This window comes from Gallintestinimicrobium sp., assembly GCF_046968865.1.
Classification (GTDB): domain Bacteria; phylum Bacillota; class Clostridia; order Lachnospirales; family Lachnospiraceae; genus Gallintestinimicrobium; species Gallintestinimicrobium propionicum.
Window position 1 is genome coordinate 34,642 of the sequence record NZ_JBKVPW010000001.1, and the last position, 19,808, is coordinate 54,449.

The window sequence follows — 19,808 nt, forward strand, 5'->3', positions numbered from 1 at the left end:
GCACTTGGCACAAACTCGACATGCACAAAAAGCGTGCGCAGAAATGAGAGAACCTATGACTGCATCTGATACGATTTCTACCCAAACAGGGCTTTCCTGTGCGGCTCTCCTTGAAACGCGGCTGGTCGAGCTCTCCCCCGATACGCTTTCTTTTCCCGAAGCTGCCGTCTTTTACCATCTGATGGCAGATGGGCGGCTGCAAAAAGAGACTTCTCTCCCGGTACTTTTGCCGGGGGAGGGCGGCCTTGTCTGCTGCGGAGATTTTTATATTGAACCTTTGGAAATCCAGATTGAATTTTCAAAAGCCAACAACGCGACAGACTGGCTCGTAGGGCTGCTGTTTCGCCATACGGAACGCATCCGCAGCATCGATGAGACGCTTTTCGTCCTGACCTGCATCAGCCGTCCCGATGCGATCTCGCCAGCCTTTTCCTAATACACCGGAACATTTTACAACTGTCTATCATCAAAAGCCGCTTTTGCGGCGGAATGTGAGGAATTATGAATCCCGAACGTATCTGTTACGGCTGCTTTTCCGAAAAAGAACCCGGCACGGTCTGCCCCGTCTGCGGGTTCGATGAAACAAAGCAGCAGCCCTATCTCGCCCTTCCTCTGGGCACAATTGTAAACGGTCGCTACCTGATCGGCAAAGTCCTCGGCATCGGCGGCTTCGGCATTACCTACCTCGGCTTTGACCTGACCCTCGAAATCAAAGTCGCCATCAAAGAATATATGCCCTCCGCCATGGCTACCCGGAACACCGACCGCTATACTGTCGTTCTGACCAGTCATCAGGAAAAGGATTATCAATCCGGAATGGAACGTTTTCTGGAGGAAGCACGCATTCTGGCAAAGCTCCAGAACACACCGAATATCGTTTCCGTCCAGAACTATTTCCGGGAAAACAACACCGCATACTTCGTCATGGAATACGTGAACGGCACCAGTCTAAAAGCCTATCTTGCTGCGCACGGGGAAAAAATTTTCTGCGAAGAAGCATTGAAAATCCTGCTGCCTGTTATGAACGCGCTCGTTTCTGTCCACTCCATGCAGCTTTTACACCGGGATATCAGCCCGGACAACATTTACCTGACCGCCGACGGTGACAGCAGGCTTCTGGACTTCGGCGCAGCGCGCTTTGCTTCCGGTGATGGGAAAAGCGTTTCCGTTATTCTAAAGCATGGCTATGCCCCGGAGGAGCAATACTCTTCCCATGGAAATCAGGGACCCTGGACAGACGTTTATGCCATGGGTGCAACGCTTTACCGCTGCATCACCGGAGTTCTTCCGCCGGATTCCATCGAACGGATTCACGGCGATACGCTCAAACGCCCCTCCGAGCTTGGCATCTCCATTTCCCCTGCCATCGAACAGGCGATTCTGAAGGCGCTCAGCATCCGTACGGAAGACCGCTTCATGAGCATGGAAGCCTTTATCTGCGCGCTGAACGGGGATGTCGCAACTGCATCGGCACAATCGCCATCCCCCGGATCAACGGCAAACGCACCGCAGCCATATTCCGGCGCGGTGTCTTCCCGACCTGCCACATTTTTTGCTGTCCTGTCGGCACATCTGAAACAAAATCCGCTTCTGGCAGTCGCTCTTGGCGGCGCTTTGGTCGCGGTAGTCGCCCTCGTCCTCTTTTTGCCCCTTTCCGGAAAGTCCGGAAAAAATACCAGCTATACAAACTCTGCTTCGTCCATGAATCCTTCTTCTGCATCTGCACCTCCCGGTTCGGATACGCCGACGCCCTCTCAAACCCCGCCCGGGCAGGATTCAGACGCACCGGACGATTCTTCTTCCGGCGATTCAAACGACAGCATCGGTACAGAAGTTGTCACCTATGATCTCGGAATTTTAAATGCTACCATCGACGTTCCGGCAGAGTATAGCGTTTCAGATGATGGTTTTACTTTTACCAACAATGCCAGAAACTGCCGGATCGAAACCAGCTTCAACTGGGCTACAATTGTTCCGATCTATTCCCTTGCCGACATCGAAAACTACCGGGAGGATATTGTTTCCTCCTACGCAGAGGGCTACGGTCTTACCGACGCCATGATTCTGACCGCAGGACCGGACGATTTCGGCGGACAGTCCGCTTACCAGATTTTCTTCCAGGGAACAGATTCCAGCCAGACCACCCTGCAGCATGTACTGCTTGCAGTAGAAGGAAGGAATGACTTTGGCGCATATCTGCTCGTCGGCTCCTATCCAAAGGATTCCGAAACAGACCACACACAGATTTACAACAGTCTGACATCCTTTCGTATAAATGGTCCTGTGGATATTACCTACGAGCGCTATTGCGACACCGCTGCAGGCATCCAATGCATCACGGATTCCACTCAGATCAGCAGCACAAGACGCAGCAGCTTTACGCTTCCAAACGGCAACAGCGGAACCGCCCTCCTTCTTTTCCTTTCCTCCAACGAAGAGGAATATATTGAGGTGGAGCAGGGACTTTCTGCCGGAAAAAACGCAGACGAATGTATTGCTTACCTTTCCGGCATCTGGGAAGATGTCTCCGGCGCTTCCCTTTCGGAGATCATGACAGAAAGCCGTGAAGACGATATTGTCTGGCAATTTCGGATCGTTTCTCACGATTCTGATATTTCTATCTTCGCTGCAGCTGATATCGACGGTGTCCCCTATATCGTCGGTGCAAGCACATCCGAAGAAAATATTGATAACTCCAGCAATGTGCTTGCCGAAATAATAGGCACGCTGCGTCCGCTGTAAGTCTGCAGCATTGAAAAAAGCAAAAAACGCCAGTTTTCATTGGAAAATGTAATAGGAGGGCTCTCTCATGTTCACGCTCAAACAGGATCTAGGCTGTCCGCGGCGTATGACCGTCTATGCGATTTTTGATATTCTGGATCGCCTGAAAAGCTCCTATGACCAAGTTATGACCGGTGATATTCAGGCGCAGGTTTCCGTATTTGGCAAAGAATGTCTCTGTGCCTTTGCAGTTACGGAAAGCTCTCTGGATACCTCAATTCTCCACATCACTCTCCTGCAGCCGATTTCCGACATGACAAAGGAGGACGAGCAACTCGTCCTCCTCTATCTCATGGAACATATTCTTCTTCATATTGATGAAGTTCTGGTACACTGAAAATCATTTTTGTCTAGCTTTCGATAATACCACATGTTTAACAGTGCCGCAAATATCCACGCCAGCGGATAGGCCATTGCCAGTCCCGGAAAGCCCCAGATACGGCTTAAGCAAAGTGCTGCAAAAACACGCATGAGAAGCTCCAAAAATCCGCCCATCATCGGGATCTTCGTATTTCCGGTTCCCTGCACCGCGCCCCGGTAGGTGAACAACAGTGCCGCACACCATAAGCAGCTGGCTTCAATACTGTTGTAAATTCTGGACAGCCGGATCACCTCTGCTGCACCGCTTCCAACGAAAATCGAAACGAGCGGCTTACAGAACACAATGATCAATCCGCCTACCACAACACTGAAAAAGAGACAGCTCAAAAGGGAAACCTTCATTCCTTTTCGAATTCTCTGATATTGCTTCGCACCAAAATTCTGTGCTGTAAACGTTACCATGGCAACTGCGATCGAATACATCGGCATCACGACAAAGGTTTCCAACTTATTACATGCAGTGTATGCCGCAATCGCATCTGCACCCATCCCGTTTAGCGCACTCTGAAATACCATCATTCCGACGCCCGTAATGGAGTCCTGAATCGAAAGCGGCAGCCCTACCCGGAGATGATCCGCTAGAAAAGCAAATGATATTTTAAAATCTTCTTTTCTGACACGCAGCTGCGGATATTTCCGAAAGCTGTAGATCAGACAGCCGACCCCGGAAAGGCTTTGGGCCAGAATCGTCGCTGCAGCTGCTCCGATCACATCCATATGAAACACCAGAATAAACACAAAATCCAATATAATATTCAACACAGAGGAAATGATCAGAAAAATAAGCGGTACTTTGCTGTTTCCAATCGCCCTCAAAAGGCTTGATTCCACGTTGTATAAAAGCTGTCCTCCAAGTCCGATAAAGCAGACCAGCTGATAAGCATACGCACGCTGAAACAGATTTTCCGGCATATTCAAAATATGCAAAAGCCCTGGCAGGCAAACAATACCTACCACGGTACAAAGCAGGGAAACCACCGCCCAGATCATATAGATCACCGCTGTGGAACGTCTCGCATTTTCCGTTTTTCCTGCGCCAATAAACTGAGATGTCACAACTGTCACACCGCCGGCAAGGCCGGAACAAAATCCAAACACCAGAAACTGCAGACTTCCGATACTTCCAACCGACGCCAGCGCGTCAGAACCAAGGGTACGGCCCACGATGATCGTATCCACAGCAGAATACAGCTGTTGAAATACGTTTCCTGCCAGGATCGGCAGCATAAACATCAGGATCGTCCGGAAAACATCTCCCTTTGTCAAATCGTATTTTCTTTCCAATTTCTTCTTCCAAACCTTTCCTTCGATTTTACCCTGCTGCTATTATATCTGTCCGTTTTGGCACTGTCAACACTGTAAAAAAGTAAAGTTTTACTTCCTCACAATGTTTTTATCAACTGACAGTTTCGATTATGAAAAAATCAGCCGAAATGCACTATCGCGCCCCGGCTGATTCCTGTCTTTCTATTCTTTCTCCCTTTACACGGACATCGGGCAGCTTCTTCTTTCTTCCCGATCCATGTCTCCTCTCTCGTATCTGGCATTGAATTCCATGTTGATGTCACGGATTTCTTTTTTGCCGTCAATGTAATCCTGATACATATCCGCAAGTCCCGCCATACAGCCGTCGCAGCTGGCGGACAGATTGCCAAGTGCCTCCTCCACGATCTGTTTGCGTTCCTCGCAAGTGGTTTCTTTAATCAGATATCCTGCCATTTCCTATCCTTTCCGTCCGGATCTTCCGGGCATTCTTTGTTTTTTACAAACTGTTCAGTACCCTCACAGTTACGTTTTTTTACTTTTATCTGGTGCTTTCGCTTGTCAGGATCTCCTGCAGACGCTTTTCCATCTTCTCCACCTGATCTGCATAATCCCAGGCGATGTTGTTCTGCTGCCCGATATCATAATCCATATTGTAAAGCTGCGGATCCTTTGATAAACCGGTTTCAATTCTGGTAAAGGGCATATATGGAGCTCCTTCGCTGGGAGATAAGTATACCCAGCTGCCGCAGCGCAGCATTTTTCCGCAGGATAAGTCCTCTGTCATCAGTTCTGATCTGCCTGCAGGATCCTCTCCGATCAGTGCCGCATACCTGTCCTGGCTGTCTACTGCGCTGTCCTCTCTTGTTTCGATGCCAAGCATATGTGCAAAGGAAGCATACAGATCTACCTGACTGATCAGCGCCTCAGAAACACCCCGATGCTTCAGCGCAGAACTGTATACAATAAACGGAATCCTTGTACCACCGTCAAATTTGCTGTATTTTCCGCCTCTCAGCGGTCCTGCTGCCCGATGCGTCCCATTTAATTCATATGCTCTGTCCAGATAACCATCATCCAGTACCGGTCCATTATCACTGGAAAAAATAATCATGGTGTTATCCAGAATCCCTTCTTTTTCCAGCGCAGCCATCACTTCTCCAACGCACCAGTCAAGCTCTGCGATCACATCCCCTCTGGGTCCCAGTCCGGTCGCGCCCTCAAAGCGTGCAGAAGGCACGCGGGGTACATGGGGCTGATGAAGGGCATAATACAAAAAGAATGGTTTTTCTGCCCTGCAGCTGTCTGAAATAAACTGCGTTGCCCGATTTAAAAAGGTTTCTGCCAGCTCTTCATCCTTCCAGACTGCTTTGCTTCCGCCGCGCATATAGCCAATCCTTCCGATGCCGTTTACAATGCTCTTATCGTGTCCGTGAGAAGAGCGCACGCGCAGAAGCTCCGGATTTTTATAATACGTTGGAATATCCTCAAAGGGAGATTCTGCTTCGTAGGAAACCTCGATCGGATCTTTTGGATCCAGGTTTACCACCGAGCGTCCCTCTAAGAATACACAGGGCACACGGTCTGCCGTTGCCGGAAAAATAAATGATTCCTCAAAACCAAGGTCTATCGGTGTCAGATTGATCTCCTGATTCCAGTCGATCGGTTTGCTGCCATCTCCCAGCCCCAGGTGCCATTTTCCAACAATTCCGGTATGATACCCCGCTCTCTGAAACAGCTTTGGAACGGTATCAAGCTCTCTTTTGATAATACAGCCCGCATCTCCCGGCAGGATATGTGCCTGCTCATTCCGGAACGGATAACGCCCTGTCAGGATACTGAAGCGTGCAGGCGTACAAACCGCAGAGGTAGAATATGCGTTGGTGAATTTCAATCCTTCTGCACACAGCCTGTCCAGATTCGGGGTGTCGATCTTCCTGCTCCCATAGCATCCAAGATCCCCAAAACCAAGATCATCGGCATAAATAACTACAACATTTTGCTGTGCCGATTTTTTCACAGCCTGTTTTCCTTGTCTGAACATAATAAGGAACCCTCCTTTTCACCCTGGCATCAGATAGATTATAGTATATCAGATTTCTGAAAGACTGTTCGAAAAAAATAGGAAACCAGATAAAAAATTTTCTTTGCAAAGCAAACATCTGTTCGTGTATAATATAAAAAAGCCACTGCAATGTAAAGAAAGGAGCCAACATTTCATGGAAGACCGCATCTATATTGCCATCGACTTAAAGTCCTTTTACGCTTCCGTAGAATGTCGGGAGCGCGGCCTTGACCCCCTTGATACCAACCTTGTCGTGGCAGACATCAGCCGTACAGACAAAACCATCTGTCTTGCTGTCACACCATCTCTGAAAAGCTTTGGCATGTCCGGACGAAGTCGTCTTTTTGAAGTAAAGCAGCGAGTCCGGGAAGTCAATATCGAACGAAAACAGCATGCGCCCGGACAGATACTTTCCGGTACATCCTATTTTTTCTCGGAGCTTTCTCAGAATCCGGCACTCGCCGTTGATTTTCTGATCGCGCCGCCCCAGATGGCGCATTATATGGAATGCAGCACCAGAATTTATTCTATCTATATGAAATATGTCGCACCGGAGGATATCGTAGTTTATTCCATCGACGAGGTTTTTATGGACATTACGGATTATCTGCCCGCCAGCGGGATGACTGCCCGCGAATTTGCCCGCAAAATTATTCTCGATGTCATGGATACGACAGGAATCACCGCTACTGCCGGCATCGGGACGAATCTTTTTCTCTGCAAGGTTGCAATGGATATCGTAGCAAAGCACCTCCCGGCAGATGAATCCGGAGTGCGCATCGCTTTTCTCGATGAAATGACATTCCGACAAAAGCTCTGGGCACATCAGCCGCTCACTGACTTCTGGCGCATCGGACACGGCTATGCCAGAAAGCTTGCCGAAAATGGATTGTTCACGATGGGGGATATCGCACGCTGCTCTGTCAAAAATGAAGACCTGCTCTATCGGCTTTTCGGAAAAAATGCAGAGCTTCTGATCGACCACGCCTGGGGCTTTGAACCCTGCACCGTCCCGGAAATCAAAGCCTACAAACCGGAAACCAACAGCATCAGCTCCGGGCAGGTTCTGCATTGTCCGTATGAGACAGACAAAGCAAAGCTCGTTTTGAAAGAAATGGCAGACCAGCTCGCCCTCGATCTTGTAAATAAAAAAATCGTAACCGACCAGATTGTCCTCACCGTCGGCTACGATATCGAAAACCTGTCCGATCCCTCCCGGAGATCCGCCTACCACGGTTCCATCGAAACAGACCGCTACGGCCGTTCGATTCCAAAGCAGGCGCATGGAACCCAAAATCTGGACGACTACACCTCCTCTTCCCACAGGATCATGAACGCCGCCGTCGATCTTTTCGATCGTCTTATCGATCCGACGCTCCTGATCCGCCGGCTGTATATTGTCGCCAACCACATTATCCCGGAGGACACTGCTCTGCAAAAGAAAGACCGCTTTACCCAGCTCGATCTTTTCACAGATTATGCAGCAGAAGAACAAAAACAGAAAGCCGACGCTGCTGACCTGGAGCGTGAGCGAAAGCTGCAGGAGGCGATGCTTTCCATCCGAAAAAAATTCGGTAAAAACGCAGTCCTCAAAGCGATGAACCTGGAAGAGGGCGCAACCGCCAAAGACCGCAACAACCAGATCGGAGGACATAAGGCATGAAGTCAGACTACAGCGATATCATCCATCTTCCGCACCACGTTTCCAAAACACATCCTCAGATGTCCATGCATGACCGCGCAGCCCAGTTTTCTCCCTTTGCCGCTCTCACCGGCTATGATTCCGCCATTTTGGAAACAGCACGCCTGACAGAAGAAAAGATCACACTCAACGAAGATCTGCAAGAGCTTCTCGACATACAATTTCAGCAGCTTCTCAAACATCTCTCCGAAAAACCGCTGATTTCCATTACCTTTTTTTGCCCTGACAAACGCAAACAGGGCGGTTCCTATGTCTCTATATCCGGCACGGTCAAAAAGCTCGACCTTTTCCAGCGCATCCTCACACTGGAGGATGGAATGCAGATTTTTCTGGATGATGTTCTGTCCATCGAAACTCATACCTCCACCACCCTGTAGAGATACGCATTTCCTTTTTTGCCCTCCCGCTTCATCACGCCAAGGTCATGAAGGATATTGCACACAATACCAGCCTGCTCCTTTCGAATCTGCACAGCTTTCGCAAGCTGCGCAGATGTAAAGGGCTCCGGCAGATCGTATGGGATCAGCTGGACATAATCCTGTGCGCAGGTAAATTCCATTTCCCTCTCAATGGAAACAGGAATTCTGTCATAACGGCTGGAGCCACGTTTTTTGTCCCGGCTCCAGCCATTTAACAGCTTATATTCTTCCATATTCAGAAACGTGAGCCGGATCGTCAGGTTCGGGTCTTGCAGATAAGCTTTGATCCGGTACAGCTCCTTAAATGCCAGATAAGGACTTCCCTTTAATGGAGATTTCCGTCCGCCGGAAATTTCTCCGGTTTCCTCGTCGATCCAGAAAACATGCTTGCAGTATGGGATCGGGTACACGATCGTCACCGGATACAGCGGCAGGAATCGCTCCAGCTTCGGGCGCATCCGATCGAAGCTTCTGGTCTGGATTTCGATAATCTCTTTTCCATTAAATATATCTGCCACGCAGCCCTCCACCGGAATTTCATGCTGCGTTTCATCCGGAGCGTAATAGTTTTTCAACACCGCGTGAACCGTCTTTTCCGAAAGGGTGCCGATACCATTGCGTTCCCGATTTTTACCGATGATCCGCTCCTTTGCTGCAGTAAAGCGCGCAGTTTCTTCCGATGTCACAGTCTCTCACAGCCTCCGCAGTTTTGATGAAATTCCCGGTTTGCGCAGGTACGGATCTCTTCAATCGAATACAGCGAGCCGGTTGCACAGATCACATCCTCCTTTTCAGCATTTTCGATCATACTGCGTACCCCTTCTTCGATCGAATCAAATGCCGTCGTCCTTACCGCACATTCCCGGCTGATCTGCTGCGCCATTCTTTCATTATCCATCGCTTTTTCAGACGGCGGCATAATCACGCCGATTTCTTCTGCCAAAGGTTCGATCAGCTGCAGCATTGTGCTGACATCCTTTGTAGAAAGAATCCCCAGCAGGAAACGGATTTTTTTATCCGGAAAATAACTGCGCAGGCTTTTCAGCAGTGCCCGGATGCCGTCCGGGTTATGGGAGCCATCCACCAGAAAGGTCGGCTGCTCATGCAGGCGTTCAAAGCGTCCCGGCCAATACACCTCTGAAAGCCCCTTGCGCAGAGCAGCTTCACCGATCCTATACCCTTTTTGTTCCAGCACACGAAGAGTTTCTATGACCACCGCCGCGTTATTCATCTGATAGACACCTGTCAAAGAGAGATGAAGCTCTTTCAGATCCTTATAATCAAATACCTCGCCCGCCGGACTTAACACAACATTCCGGATCTGTTCCGGCGCGCTTGTAACAAGCAACGCGCCTGTTTTCTGACAGATTTTTTCAAATACCGGCATAACTGCTGTATTGCTTCCGTCCACAATGACCGTGCCCCCTGTTTTTATGATGCCGCCTTTTTCTCCCGCGATTTTTTCCAGTGTATCACCCAGCTCCTTTGTATGATCTAATCCGATGGAGGTGATAACAGCAGCCTCCGGCGTTCGGATCACATTGGTGGAATCCAGCCTGCCGCCCATGCCGACTTCCAACATCACAAGATCACACTGTTTTTCTGCAAAATACAGCATCCCCATTGCCGTCATGATCTCAAACACCGTCGGCGCATCCTTCATGACTTCTGCCTGTGTTCGGATCCGTGACGCCAACCTCGCAAAATCTTCGTCTCCGATCTCTGTTCCGTTAAAATAAATTCTGTCGTTAAAACGTTTTAAATGGGGAGAAACAAACAGTCCAACCTGATAGCCGGCTGCCGTCAGAATTTTCGACAGGCACGCGCAGACCGAACCTTTGCCGTTCGTACCCGCCACATGTACAAATTTCAGCTTGTCCTGCGGATTTCCAAGCCGTTCCAAAAGCTCCTGTGACCGCACGATCCCTTTTCCCGTGCCGCTCCAGTGTCTTGAATCCATCCATTCAATCGCTTCGTTATAGGTCATCTCATTCCTCGTTTCTTCCCGTCTGATCCGCACAACCAAACTATATTACTGATGTCGGGGTCAAAAGCCCCCGACTTGATGCCTACGGATTGTTCCGTGCTGCGCACTCCCACAATCCTGCCCGATAGTCGCATATCGTGGGATTATCATCCCACTTTTATGCTCCTATCAGGGCGGGTCACAAGGTCTTTCACCCACCTATGAGCAAGCTCATGTGGGCTTAGACCTTTTGCCCCTGGCATCATATTACTTTATTGCCGCCAAACAGCTATCGCGGCTGCCGTTCAGTGATTTCCCCATGCATCGACAGACTCCACTTTATAGAATCCGGGCGCTGCGTCAGGATCCGTAAAGGACGTTGCGATGGTGGAGGCAACCTGATTTTCCTTTGTCGGAACAAAGTCTGCAGAATCACCCTTATATACACGATAATAGCGATGCTCTGCCTCTGTAGAGGCTTCCCAGGTAACTGTCCCGTCTTCTGCACAAATACCTGTAATTGCTGCCGGCTTATGATCGGTGTAATCCGTTGTCAGCAGAACGATGGAGCTTGCCGGAACGGTCACATGCACGCTGTTGCCGGCGCATGCAATCAGTTCATCGTAATCCTGCAGGTCTGCAAATTTGCTGCGGGGCACATTGGCAGAATCATACAGATATCTGCGCAGAGCCTTGTCTGATTTCAGATTTTCCAGAGAAATATCGATCTCAACGGGCTCTTTGTGACGATTGACGATCGCAACAGAGAAGGAACCGTCATCGTTTACAACGCCGCCGCTGCGCAGCAGATAGTCCTCGGAGGAAATCGTAAGAGGTTTGGAATTTTTCCGGAAATAGCGAACCAGCAGGCCATAGGCATACAGCCAGTCCCGTGCGCCGTAATCCGTATCATCCCAGCGCAGCAATCCCCATTTGTTTAGACGGTACTGCAGATCACGGGGATTCGGAACATCTACAAAGGTCCAGAGTGCCATCGCATACACGCCGGCATTAACTGCTGCCAGTGCCATCTCACAAATCTGCAGCGCAGAGTAGGATTCCTTTCCGTTATAGAAGGCATCACACACGTCCATCTTTACGCCATTAATATTGTTCTGTCCCTGCTTGAATGCCTGCGCCAGACCAAACTCGCCCAGAATAAAACGACGCTCGTAAGGCTTTAACATATTGACAACATCAGAGCAGTGACGCTTGAAAATCTTATAAAAATCCAGATCCTCCGCTTCGAAGTCGTTTACATAATGATGTCCGCCAAATACGTTGGAAATCGGAACCATGCCGTTTGCAATCGCCCATTCCACCGTCTCCCAGCGCTCCATCGGGGAAGCGTCGGTCGCCAGCAGGTAGACCGGCAGATGTCTGTGCGCAAACTCGTTATACAGATAGGTATGATATTTTTTGAACGTAGCCATTTCAAATGCCAGGTCTCCCCAGTCATCCAGGCTCAGTTCATTGGACATACAATAAATCTTAACGTTGCTCAGACCCTTTTCATAGATCAGATACTCCAGGCGGTCTGCAACATTCGATGCATACGCAGTCAGCTCCTCGTCCGTCTCATACCGCACGCAATGCCCGGTCAGATAGATTGTTGCACCAACCTTACACTGCATTTTTTCACAATATTCTGCGAACGCGTCCATCTCTTCCTTCGTCCATTCCGGAAAGCCTCCCCACATTCTGGAAAAACCGGGCGAAAGCTCCCGATAAACCTTGCCGACGTACTGGTTGAACTGGACGTCATCCATCTCCCGCCAGACGTTTGCTTCGCTGTTATGGAACCCCATTCCCCCAAATCGGGCCATAATCGCTTCCTTTTTGACAGTCATTTTGCTGCTCATAGAAAACCCCTCCTTTTGTGTGCTTTTAAAAGCTTGTGTTCCTTCGCTCACTTGCGCTCATTATAGCATACTTCCGAAAGGATAGATACCGGTTTTGAATCCTTTCAGAGTCCCTTCCAACAAGCTGCCCTTATCAACCGCAGATAAAGGTTACAACGCCCTTATCGTTATCAGACAGACGCTCCATGCCTTCTTTTACAGAACCGTTGTCTACGATCTCCACGCCGTAACGGAATTCGCTGAAGCCGGACAGATCCATCTTGAAGTTTGTCTCCCAGGTATTGTTCATGATCCAGCTGTAAACCGGACGCTTGTTGTTTTCTTCCCTGTTATCGCACAGAAGAATCGGATGGGATTCCATTGCTCCCATATACAGCAGAGGGGTATCAAATGTATTTACCAGAATCGTCTGATCCTTGGTACGGTAGATCAGGCCTTCATCTGCCAGATAGTACTCCATATTCGTGCCGGGCAGCTGGTCGATACCAGGACGCATGGCTACGCCGCCATTCTGGATGGAAACCTCTGCATCAGGCAGGTTCAGTGCCAGAGGCATAAATACGCTCTCGATATCCTCGCTCAGTGTCTTTGCGATATGATAAGAAAACTCAATCTTGGGCAGCTTGTTGTACATCTTGATGATAACGCTGCTGTAGTACGTTCCTTCCAGATCAAATACCAGTTCCACCTTAGTAAATACCGGGCCATGATCGAGAATCCTTACATCCTTTAAGTCGCCCTGATACTGTTCCGCGTGCAGGCCTCTGATATTTCTGCCGATCAGACGGCGCTCTTCATAAACATCCTTGCGGATTTTGGTACACTCATAGACAGGAGTAAAGAAAGTCTCCAATCCGGGCTTGCACATTTCCACCTCTGCTTTTTTATTATAGAAAGAAGTAATTCCTTCGCCGACCTTCCAGCTGATTTTGAAGGAATCGTTTTCCATACCGTAAGGCAGCTTGTAGCTTTCGGTATCATAAGTATTGATAATATCACGTACACGCTCTGCGCCGACCCATGCGGTTCTGGTAAACAGGGTCTGTACCGATGCCGGCTGTTCTTCATAAGTGAAGGTCTTTTCTTCCATTGGCTCAAATTCAGCCAGGAAGCTTACCAGAACACCGCGGGGATGTGTAGACAGCTGAACCTCCATCACTTCGTTTGTCTTGTCATCGGTTACTTTTACAGCCGGAAGGCTCATGGTTTCCACATAGAACTCAACCGGGAATACTCTCTTTTCATGGCTGGTGGATACTGCTTTTACCTTACCGGACAGATTGTAGTAACGCAGGATATCGCCGAGCAGATGGCACTGCTCGTTTTTGCGCATTGCCGCTGCCTCATGTGCTTTGGATGCATAGCTGTTTTTACGTATATCCAGGTTTGTTACCATGGTATCGTAAGGGTTGGTTACGGTTGCGGAATGCCCCCAGGTGTGTTCCGCATACAGCAAGGAGTTATCGCCGTAAGCTTTTACCAGCTCTGCGTTATGAACACCGGTCTTTTCTTCCAGTCGGTCGCAGATACGGTTTAAACGAACTGCCTCTTTATAATGCTTTACTGCATAAGGCGTGCTGCCAACACCGTTGCCCCACCAGTCGTTGATCGCACCGCGGTAAACGGGAGCATCCGCTACCTTATTGCGGATCAGATCATACAGCTCCTGTAAGGTTACCATGCGCAGGGTAACTTCTTCGCTGTATTTTTCGTTGAACAACGCTACCGTGTCTGCAATTGAGGGATTGATGGGCGCGTTGTCGGAAAATACACCGGAAACGCTTGTGATATAGAAATCGTAGGGATAACCGTTTTCTTCATATTCCTCCATGCTTGTAATCAGGTTGGAGTGGAGCTTCTCCAGCGCCCCTGCAGCATCGCCCTGTGCTTTGCCGAAATAATTCTCTGTCATGAAGTTGACATTTTTGTTGAATACGATACCGAGCGCATTGCCCAGGTTGTAATGTTCGCCGCTCCATACCAGCAGACGCTTGCCGTCTTCATTTTCCCAGAAATAAGGCTTCTGGTTCTGATACAGCGGATACATACCGTGATGGGTGTGGATATTTGTATATAAGAACTCAACGCCGTTTGCGAGCATAGCATCTCTCTGTCCCATGGAAATACCGTTGATATCCGCAAACATCGCCGTCTTTACGGTAATACCTTCCTCAGCGCATACCTCCTGCATATCATGGATTTTCTCGGTCAGATATTCGCAGTCCGCCAGGTCATTGAAGTTTAAGTAGTTTGCGGAAAGACCGATGCTGTTTTTCTTTACCAGATCGAAGAACGCCTTTTTCTCTTCTTTCGTTGCAACCTTTAAAAACTGTTCTACGCAGTACCAGGTCTCACAGTTCCATTTCAGACCTTTCTGATTGGTTCCTTTTTCCAGTCCATCCACAATCAGCTCTACTGCCCGGCGAATGTTATTCACCTGGTTGTAAATAACCTGTTCCTGCAGGTCTGTGTAACCAACGTCTGTGTGAGAATGATGTACAATGTAAACTTCTCTGATCTTGTGTGCCATTTGCAAAATCTCCTTTTTGTATGATAGAATAATGATTATAATTTCCAGCGGGCTGTAGATGCGCAATGCACAAAACAATCCGCGAAATCATGCTTAACCACTGCAACAGGACAGACAACCTATGAACGAAACAAATCTGATTATCCAAAACCGCCTGCGCGAAGCGACCGTCAGTCTGGAACGCGCCAACCTCATCATCTGTGACGAGACGTGGAAATGTGATTCCTCGGTTCCGCCCTTTTCCAGCATTCAGCTCGTCCTGCAGGGGGAGGGAACCATCTGCATCGATGAGACAACCATCCATCCAACAAGCGGACAGCTGTATCTGCTCCCCGCCTACACGAACCAGGCGTTTTTTACCGATATCCATAATCCATACCGCACCTACTATTGCCATTTCGAGATCACCTGCCAGCAGACCGACCTGTTCGAACTCATTCATCTGCCGCTCTGCATCGACGCGAAAGACCCGAAAAAGGCCGAACAGCTTTTCCTCGATCTCGTCCACAGCGTCCGACAGGATGATATCTTTTCTGCGCTGAAAGCCAAACAGGCTGTTTTAAACCTGCTCTGTTACTATCTGGAATGCTGTCCGCCAGACAGCGTTTCCCTCGTTGCGCAGACCTTTGACTCGCCCCTTTCCGATGCCATCGCTTATGTGGAAACACATTTGAACGAGCAGATCACGGTACAGCAAATGGCAGAGGCTGCCGGATATCATGTCAGCCACTTTACGCGGCTGTTCCAGTCCCGTATGGGCATTTCTCCCGGTCAGTTCATCCTTCAGAAAAAAACGGAAACCGCAACGCAGCTTTTGACCTCCACCGATCTGCCCATCGCTTCCATCGCAGATTCTCTCGGATTCGGCAGCCAGTTTTATTTTTCGAATTTCTTCAAAAAACAGACCGGCATGACACCGTCCTCCTATCGCCGCTTATATCTGCGCGCCTATCTGGAATCCTGAAAATCTCATAGGTTTACATAACTGCAAATCTCCTGTGCACAAGAAGTGTAGCACAGGAGATTTCTCAATTACATATATTATTCTTTCAGAAATATATAAGATCGTGCGGTCAGCACTTTTTACCCTTTTTACGCGGTCACACAATCCGCTTCTTCTCTTTCTGACGAAGCAAACATGCGATTCCTGCAGTCAGGATCTGTGAAAGCACCATGCTCAGCCACACACCGTCCTGCCTCAAAATCCTCGGCACGATCAACAAAAGGAGCAATAAAAGTACCGGTTCTGCATACACACAGATGTAGGAAAATAGGCTTTGCTCCGTCGCATAAAATCCTGATGTGGTAATTCTCGAAAACGCATAGAACAAAAGTCCGGCCAGAAATATCGGCATCGCGTTTCCGGTCATCTGCGTTACGACATCGGAAGAACCAAAGATCACACCCAGATCATATCTGGTCATATAAAGGATCAGCATACAGGCAAGTGCCAGCACCCACGCTGTTGCATATGCCATGTTGCGCACCCGGTCCACCTCTTTTGTTTTGCCCTCACCGTAATGCAGACTCATCAGCGGCTGGCTTCCATCCCCCACGCCCTGCATCAGCAGATACACGATCGTCAATCCATAAGCGATGCAGGCATAGCTCGCAACCGCAGTTTCCCCTCCATAGGACAGACAGAAACGGTTCATGAACAGCAGGGAGATCATCGGAGAAAGCGACAGTCCAAACGGTGCGATGCCGATCTGCACGATTCTGCAGACCCTTCTTCCAAACTCCTTACAGACGCCCAATACCGGCAGCTTTTCTTTCCATACATAAACAAAAGAGCACACCATTGTCACAGCCTGCCCCAGGATCGACGCCCATGCCGCACCGGCCATACCAAGCTGCAGCACCCAGACAAACAGATAATCCAGTACAATATTCATTCCAAATCCGGCGATCATTGTAACCATCGCAAAGGAAGCGCCTCCGTTATTACGGATCAGCGGCACAATGCCTGTCGCAAATACCTGAAACGTCGTCCCGTAGACCATGATCCGCAGATATTCCTCACCCAGGGGACGAATCGTCCCCTCTGCCCCCAGAAAGGACAGCACCGGATCCATAAAGATCAGCATCACAGCCGTCAGTACAATACTCGTCAGAAGCAGCAGCCGCAGCGCTGTACGCACATACTCGTCTCCGTCCTCCTTTTGTCCCTCTGCACGCCGTACCGTCCACATGACCGCACCGCCCATTCCGATTCCGGTGCCCGCCGACTGCATCAGCGTCACCACCGGATATACCACATTGATCGCAGAAAGTCCGACATCTCCGACACTGTTTCCTACAAAAAAGCCATCTACAATTGCATAAATACCAGAAAGTGCAAACGCCAGTACCGACGGCACAACGTATTTTAAAAATTTTTTCATATCCTCCTCTTTTCCCGCCGCAGACTGCGATTTGTCAGAAATGCAGAAATCTCTGCATTTCCCCGGTTTCTTTCCTTTTCCACAGCAGTTTTCGCTTCATCATAACAAAAATCTATCATTTTATAAATATATCATTTTAATTTATTATATTTCTGTGCTAGGATAATAACTGTTTGCAGGCGGTACTGTAAACTGCTGCATCCGTCAGTTTCAAAAACTTCTGATCTGACACGTAATTATGAGAGAAAACTGGCGGCGAACGTTCCGTCAGGAAGGGAGAACACATGAGTTTCATTCAGAAAAATGTAAAAGGCATCCTGTTATGCCTCGTCCTTGCCATTCCCTGCTGGTTTCTGGGACAGGCTGTCCCGGTTGTCGGCGGTCCGGTATTCGGTATTCTTGCCGGTATGCTGATCACACTGCTGCTCAAAGATAAGACACAGTTCCAGAGCGGCATCACATTTTTATCCAAAAAGGTGCTGCAGTACGCAGTCATCCTGCTTGGCTTTGGCTTAAACCTTTCCGTTATTTTGGAAACCGGAAAGCAGTCTTTGCCGATCATCCTCGCAACGATTTCCACCTCGCTGATTATCGCCTATGTGCTGCACCGTATCATGCACGTTCCCGGCAAAATCTCCACGTTGGTCGGTGTCGGTTCCTCGATCTGCGGTGGCTCCGCAATCGCTGCAACAGCCCCCGTTATTGATGCAGATGATGAAGAGGTTGCGCAGGCAATTTCCGTTATTTTCTTCTTCAACATGCTGGCTGCCCTGTTTTTCCCGGCCCTCGGCGCGCTGCTCGGATTTTCCACCACAAGCGGCGAAGCCTTCGGAATTTTCGCCGGAACTGCTGTCAACGATACTTCTTCCGTGACCGCTGCCGCATCCACCTGGGATTCCCTCTATCAGCTCGGTACACAGACACTGGACAAAGCTGTTACCGTAAAGCTGACCCGTACCCTTGCGATCATTCCGATCACGCTGGTACTCGCTTTTGTCCGCACGAAAAAAGCCGGTTCCGAAGGCAAAAAAGTCGAGTTTAAAAAGATTTTCCCGATGTTTATTCTCTACTTTGTGCTGGCTTCCGTCATCACAACAATCGCAACCTCTCTCGGTGTTTCCGCATCCGTATTTTCTCCTCTCAAAACACTGAGCAAGTTCTTCATCGTCCTCGCCATGTGCGCGGTCGGTTTAAATACAAACATCGTAAAACTCATCAAAACCGGCGGTAAACCGCTCGCCCTGGGCTTTTGCTGCTGGGTCGGCATCGCTTCCATGAGCCTGCTCATGCAGCATGTGCTGGGAATCTGGTAAGATACGGCACACAAAACACCCCCAGCCCCGCCGGGCATCGCGCTTCGGTCAGGTCTGGGGGTGTTCGATTCTGATATTCTGTTTTCTTTAAAACGCAAACGGAAATTCCGTTTTTTGTCCTACGGGAAATGCATCCGGGTTGGATGTCTCCGTCACTTCAAAGCTCGCGCCGTCCCAGCCGTTGATCTGAATAATTCCCTTTACAGAGCCATCCTCGGATGAAAATTCCAGCTCCCCGTTTCCGTTATCCACAAAGCTTCCTTTTAGCTCGCCCTGCCTGTAAATGGAGATCACCGCTTCATCGCTGCCATTTACGCCCTGCTGGGTACATAACCGGCTGTATACACTGCCGGTCCCCTGATTATCCACAAACACTCCGTACTTCGTCGACCGCTCCGGCATTTCAAATGCTTCGCCCTTCACCTTTGCCAGCTCATTTGCAAGGACGTAAGCTCTGTTTTTTGTAATTTCTTCCTGAAAAAAGTTCACAAGAAGCGAGTACATGCTCCCGTTTTCTTCGCTGAAACCAAGGCTCTCCTGCGCCACTTCTTCTTTCATGGAGTTCCAGCTTCTCTGCTCTGCGAGGACTTTTTCCTTCGTCTGCGCATCCGCCGAATCGCTGAATCTGCTCCACAGGTTATTCAGTTCCGTATCCCAGATTTTGAGAAACCATCCAGACGACATATTCATTTCCCCCTGCGTCTGAGCAGTTTGGGCAATCGCCTCATACTGTTCGGAAAGCGTGTGAATATTTTCCAGTTCCTCTTGCAAAGAAGCCGAAGCCGATACTACATCGTCCACATCTTTTTTGATGTCCTCAGAATAATCGCGCGTAAAATCGATCTCCTGAGTATCGGTTGATTCGATATCAGTATCCTCTTCACCGGAACCATTATTTTCTTCACTGGAATCAGCATTTTCTTCGCCGGAATCCTTATTTTCTTCACTTAAATCAATATTTCCTGTGCCTGAAAGCTCAAGCGGTTCTTCTGTCTGAAAAACGGTGTCTTCCGTACCCGAAATATCGCTGTCTGCTTCCTTGTTTCCGCAGCCTGCGCAGAGTCCAAAGGTCAATGCAAATATCGCCAGATAAACTCTTTTTTTCATCAAATTTTCCCTCGTATACTTTTCTTTAAAACTTT

16 protein-coding genes are annotated in these 19,808 nt (G+C 49.1%); 7 read left to right on the forward strand and 9 right to left on the reverse strand.

Annotated features, from left to right (window positions below; translation table 11 throughout):
* The first annotated feature begins 55 nt into the window (after nt 1–55).
* The 3 genes from ACLTOQ_RS00165 to ACLTOQ_RS00175 all read left to right on the forward strand — a co-directional run bounded on the left by ACLTOQ_RS00165 (nt 56) and on the right by ACLTOQ_RS00175 (nt 3,118).
* Entirely contained in the window at nt 56–436 is a 381-nt protein-coding gene (locus tag ACLTOQ_RS00165; protein WP_412318363.1) for a hypothetical protein, read from the forward strand.
* 65 nt (nt 437–501) lie between these two features.
* Nucleotides 502–2,742, forward strand: a complete 2,241-nt coding sequence (locus tag ACLTOQ_RS00170; protein ID WP_412318365.1) for a serine/threonine protein kinase — start codon at nt 502–504, stop codon at nt 2,740–2,742.
* A 67-nt stretch (nt 2,743–2,809) separates the two neighbouring features.
* Complete coding sequence (locus ACLTOQ_RS00175; RefSeq protein ID WP_021916281.1) at nt 2,810–3,118, forward strand: hypothetical protein; 309 nt, start codon at nt 2,810–2,812, stop codon at nt 3,116–3,118.
* Here ACLTOQ_RS00175 and ACLTOQ_RS00180 read toward each other — a convergent pair.
* From ACLTOQ_RS00180 to ACLTOQ_RS00190, 3 genes are all read right to left on the reverse strand, one after another.
* Nucleotides 3,091–4,446 (reverse strand): MATE family efflux transporter, encoded by a 1,356-nt coding sequence (locus tag ACLTOQ_RS00180; protein ID WP_412318367.1) that lies wholly within the window; start codon nt 4,444–4,446, stop codon nt 3,091–3,093. The two genes, ACLTOQ_RS00175 and ACLTOQ_RS00180, sit on opposite strands and share 28 nt — an antisense overlap.
* A gap of 198 nt (nt 4,447–4,644) precedes the next feature.
* Nucleotides 4,645–4,881, reverse strand: a complete 237-nt coding sequence (locus ACLTOQ_RS00185) for a hypothetical protein (protein ID WP_021916279.1) — start codon at nt 4,879–4,881, stop codon at nt 4,645–4,647.
* An 85-nt stretch (nt 4,882–4,966) separates the two neighbouring features.
* Nucleotides 4,967–6,469 carry a sulfatase-like hydrolase/transferase gene (locus tag ACLTOQ_RS00190; RefSeq protein ID WP_021916278.1) on the reverse strand — a complete coding sequence of 501 codons (1,503 nt, stop codon included), beginning with the start codon at nt 6,467–6,469 and terminating at the stop codon, nt 4,967–4,969.
* A gap of 175 nt (nt 6,470–6,644) precedes the next feature.
* Between ACLTOQ_RS00190 and ACLTOQ_RS00195 the strand changes: the two genes are divergently transcribed.
* Entirely contained in the window at nt 6,645–8,153 is a 1,509-nt protein-coding gene (locus ACLTOQ_RS00195; protein WP_337425844.1) for a DNA methylase, read from the forward strand.
* Entirely contained in the window at nt 8,150–8,569 is a 420-nt protein-coding gene (locus ACLTOQ_RS00200) for a hypothetical protein (RefSeq protein ID WP_337425843.1), read from the forward strand. Before ACLTOQ_RS00195 ends, ACLTOQ_RS00200 begins: the two co-directional genes overlap by 4 nt.
* Here the strand turns inward: ACLTOQ_RS00200 and ACLTOQ_RS00205 are convergent.
* The 4 genes from ACLTOQ_RS00205 to ACLTOQ_RS00220 form a co-directional block, all read right to left on the reverse strand.
* A complete protein-coding gene (locus tag ACLTOQ_RS00205; RefSeq protein ID WP_337425842.1) occupies nt 8,548–9,297 on the reverse strand; it encodes a hypothetical protein in 750 nt (249 codons plus the stop codon). The genes ACLTOQ_RS00200 and ACLTOQ_RS00205 overlap by 22 nt on opposite strands.
* Nucleotides 9,294–10,598 (reverse strand): bifunctional folylpolyglutamate synthase/dihydrofolate synthase, encoded by a 1,305-nt coding sequence (locus tag ACLTOQ_RS00210; RefSeq protein ID WP_021916274.1) that lies wholly within the window; start codon nt 10,596–10,598, stop codon nt 9,294–9,296. Before ACLTOQ_RS00210 ends, ACLTOQ_RS00205 begins: the two co-directional genes overlap by 4 nt.
* 284 nt (nt 10,599–10,882) lie before the next feature.
* Nucleotides 10,883–12,439: a hypothetical protein gene (locus ACLTOQ_RS00215; protein ID WP_118496082.1), complete on the reverse strand. Its 1,557-nt coding sequence runs from the start codon at nt 12,437–12,439 to the stop codon at nt 10,883–10,885.
* Nucleotides 12,440–12,572: 133 nt separating this feature from the next.
* Nucleotides 12,573–14,969: a hypothetical protein gene (locus tag ACLTOQ_RS00220; protein WP_412318371.1), complete on the reverse strand. Its 2,397-nt coding sequence runs from the start codon at nt 14,967–14,969 to the stop codon at nt 12,573–12,575.
* Between the two features lie 121 nt (nt 14,970–15,090).
* On the opposite strand from ACLTOQ_RS00220, the gene ACLTOQ_RS00225 reads away from it, so the two are divergent.
* Nucleotides 15,091–15,933 (forward strand): AraC family transcriptional regulator, encoded by an 843-nt coding sequence (locus tag ACLTOQ_RS00225; protein ID WP_337425840.1) that lies wholly within the window; start codon nt 15,091–15,093, stop codon nt 15,931–15,933.
* A gap of 136 nt (nt 15,934–16,069) precedes the next feature.
* On the opposite strand, the gene ACLTOQ_RS00230 is transcribed toward ACLTOQ_RS00225, so the two are convergent.
* The gene (locus tag ACLTOQ_RS00230; protein ID WP_412318373.1) at nt 16,070–17,353 is read right to left on the reverse strand and encodes an MATE family efflux transporter; all 1,284 of its coding nucleotides are present in this window, start codon (nt 17,351–17,353) and stop codon (nt 16,070–16,072) included.
* Between the two features lie 284 nt (nt 17,354–17,637).
* On the opposite strand from ACLTOQ_RS00230, the gene ACLTOQ_RS00235 reads away from it, so the two are divergent.
* Nucleotides 17,638–18,666: a YeiH family protein gene (locus tag ACLTOQ_RS00235; RefSeq protein WP_337426341.1), complete on the forward strand. Its 1,029-nt coding sequence runs from the start codon at nt 17,638–17,640 to the stop codon at nt 18,664–18,666.
* An 87-nt stretch (nt 18,667–18,753) separates the two neighbouring features.
* Here ACLTOQ_RS00235 and ACLTOQ_RS00240 read toward each other — a convergent pair whose 3' ends face one another.
* The gene (locus tag ACLTOQ_RS00240; RefSeq protein ID WP_337426339.1) at nt 18,754–19,773 is read right to left on the reverse strand and encodes a lysozyme inhibitor LprI family protein; all 1,020 of its coding nucleotides are present in this window, start codon (nt 19,771–19,773) and stop codon (nt 18,754–18,756) included.
* Between the last annotated feature and the right edge of the window lie 35 nt (nt 19,774–19,808).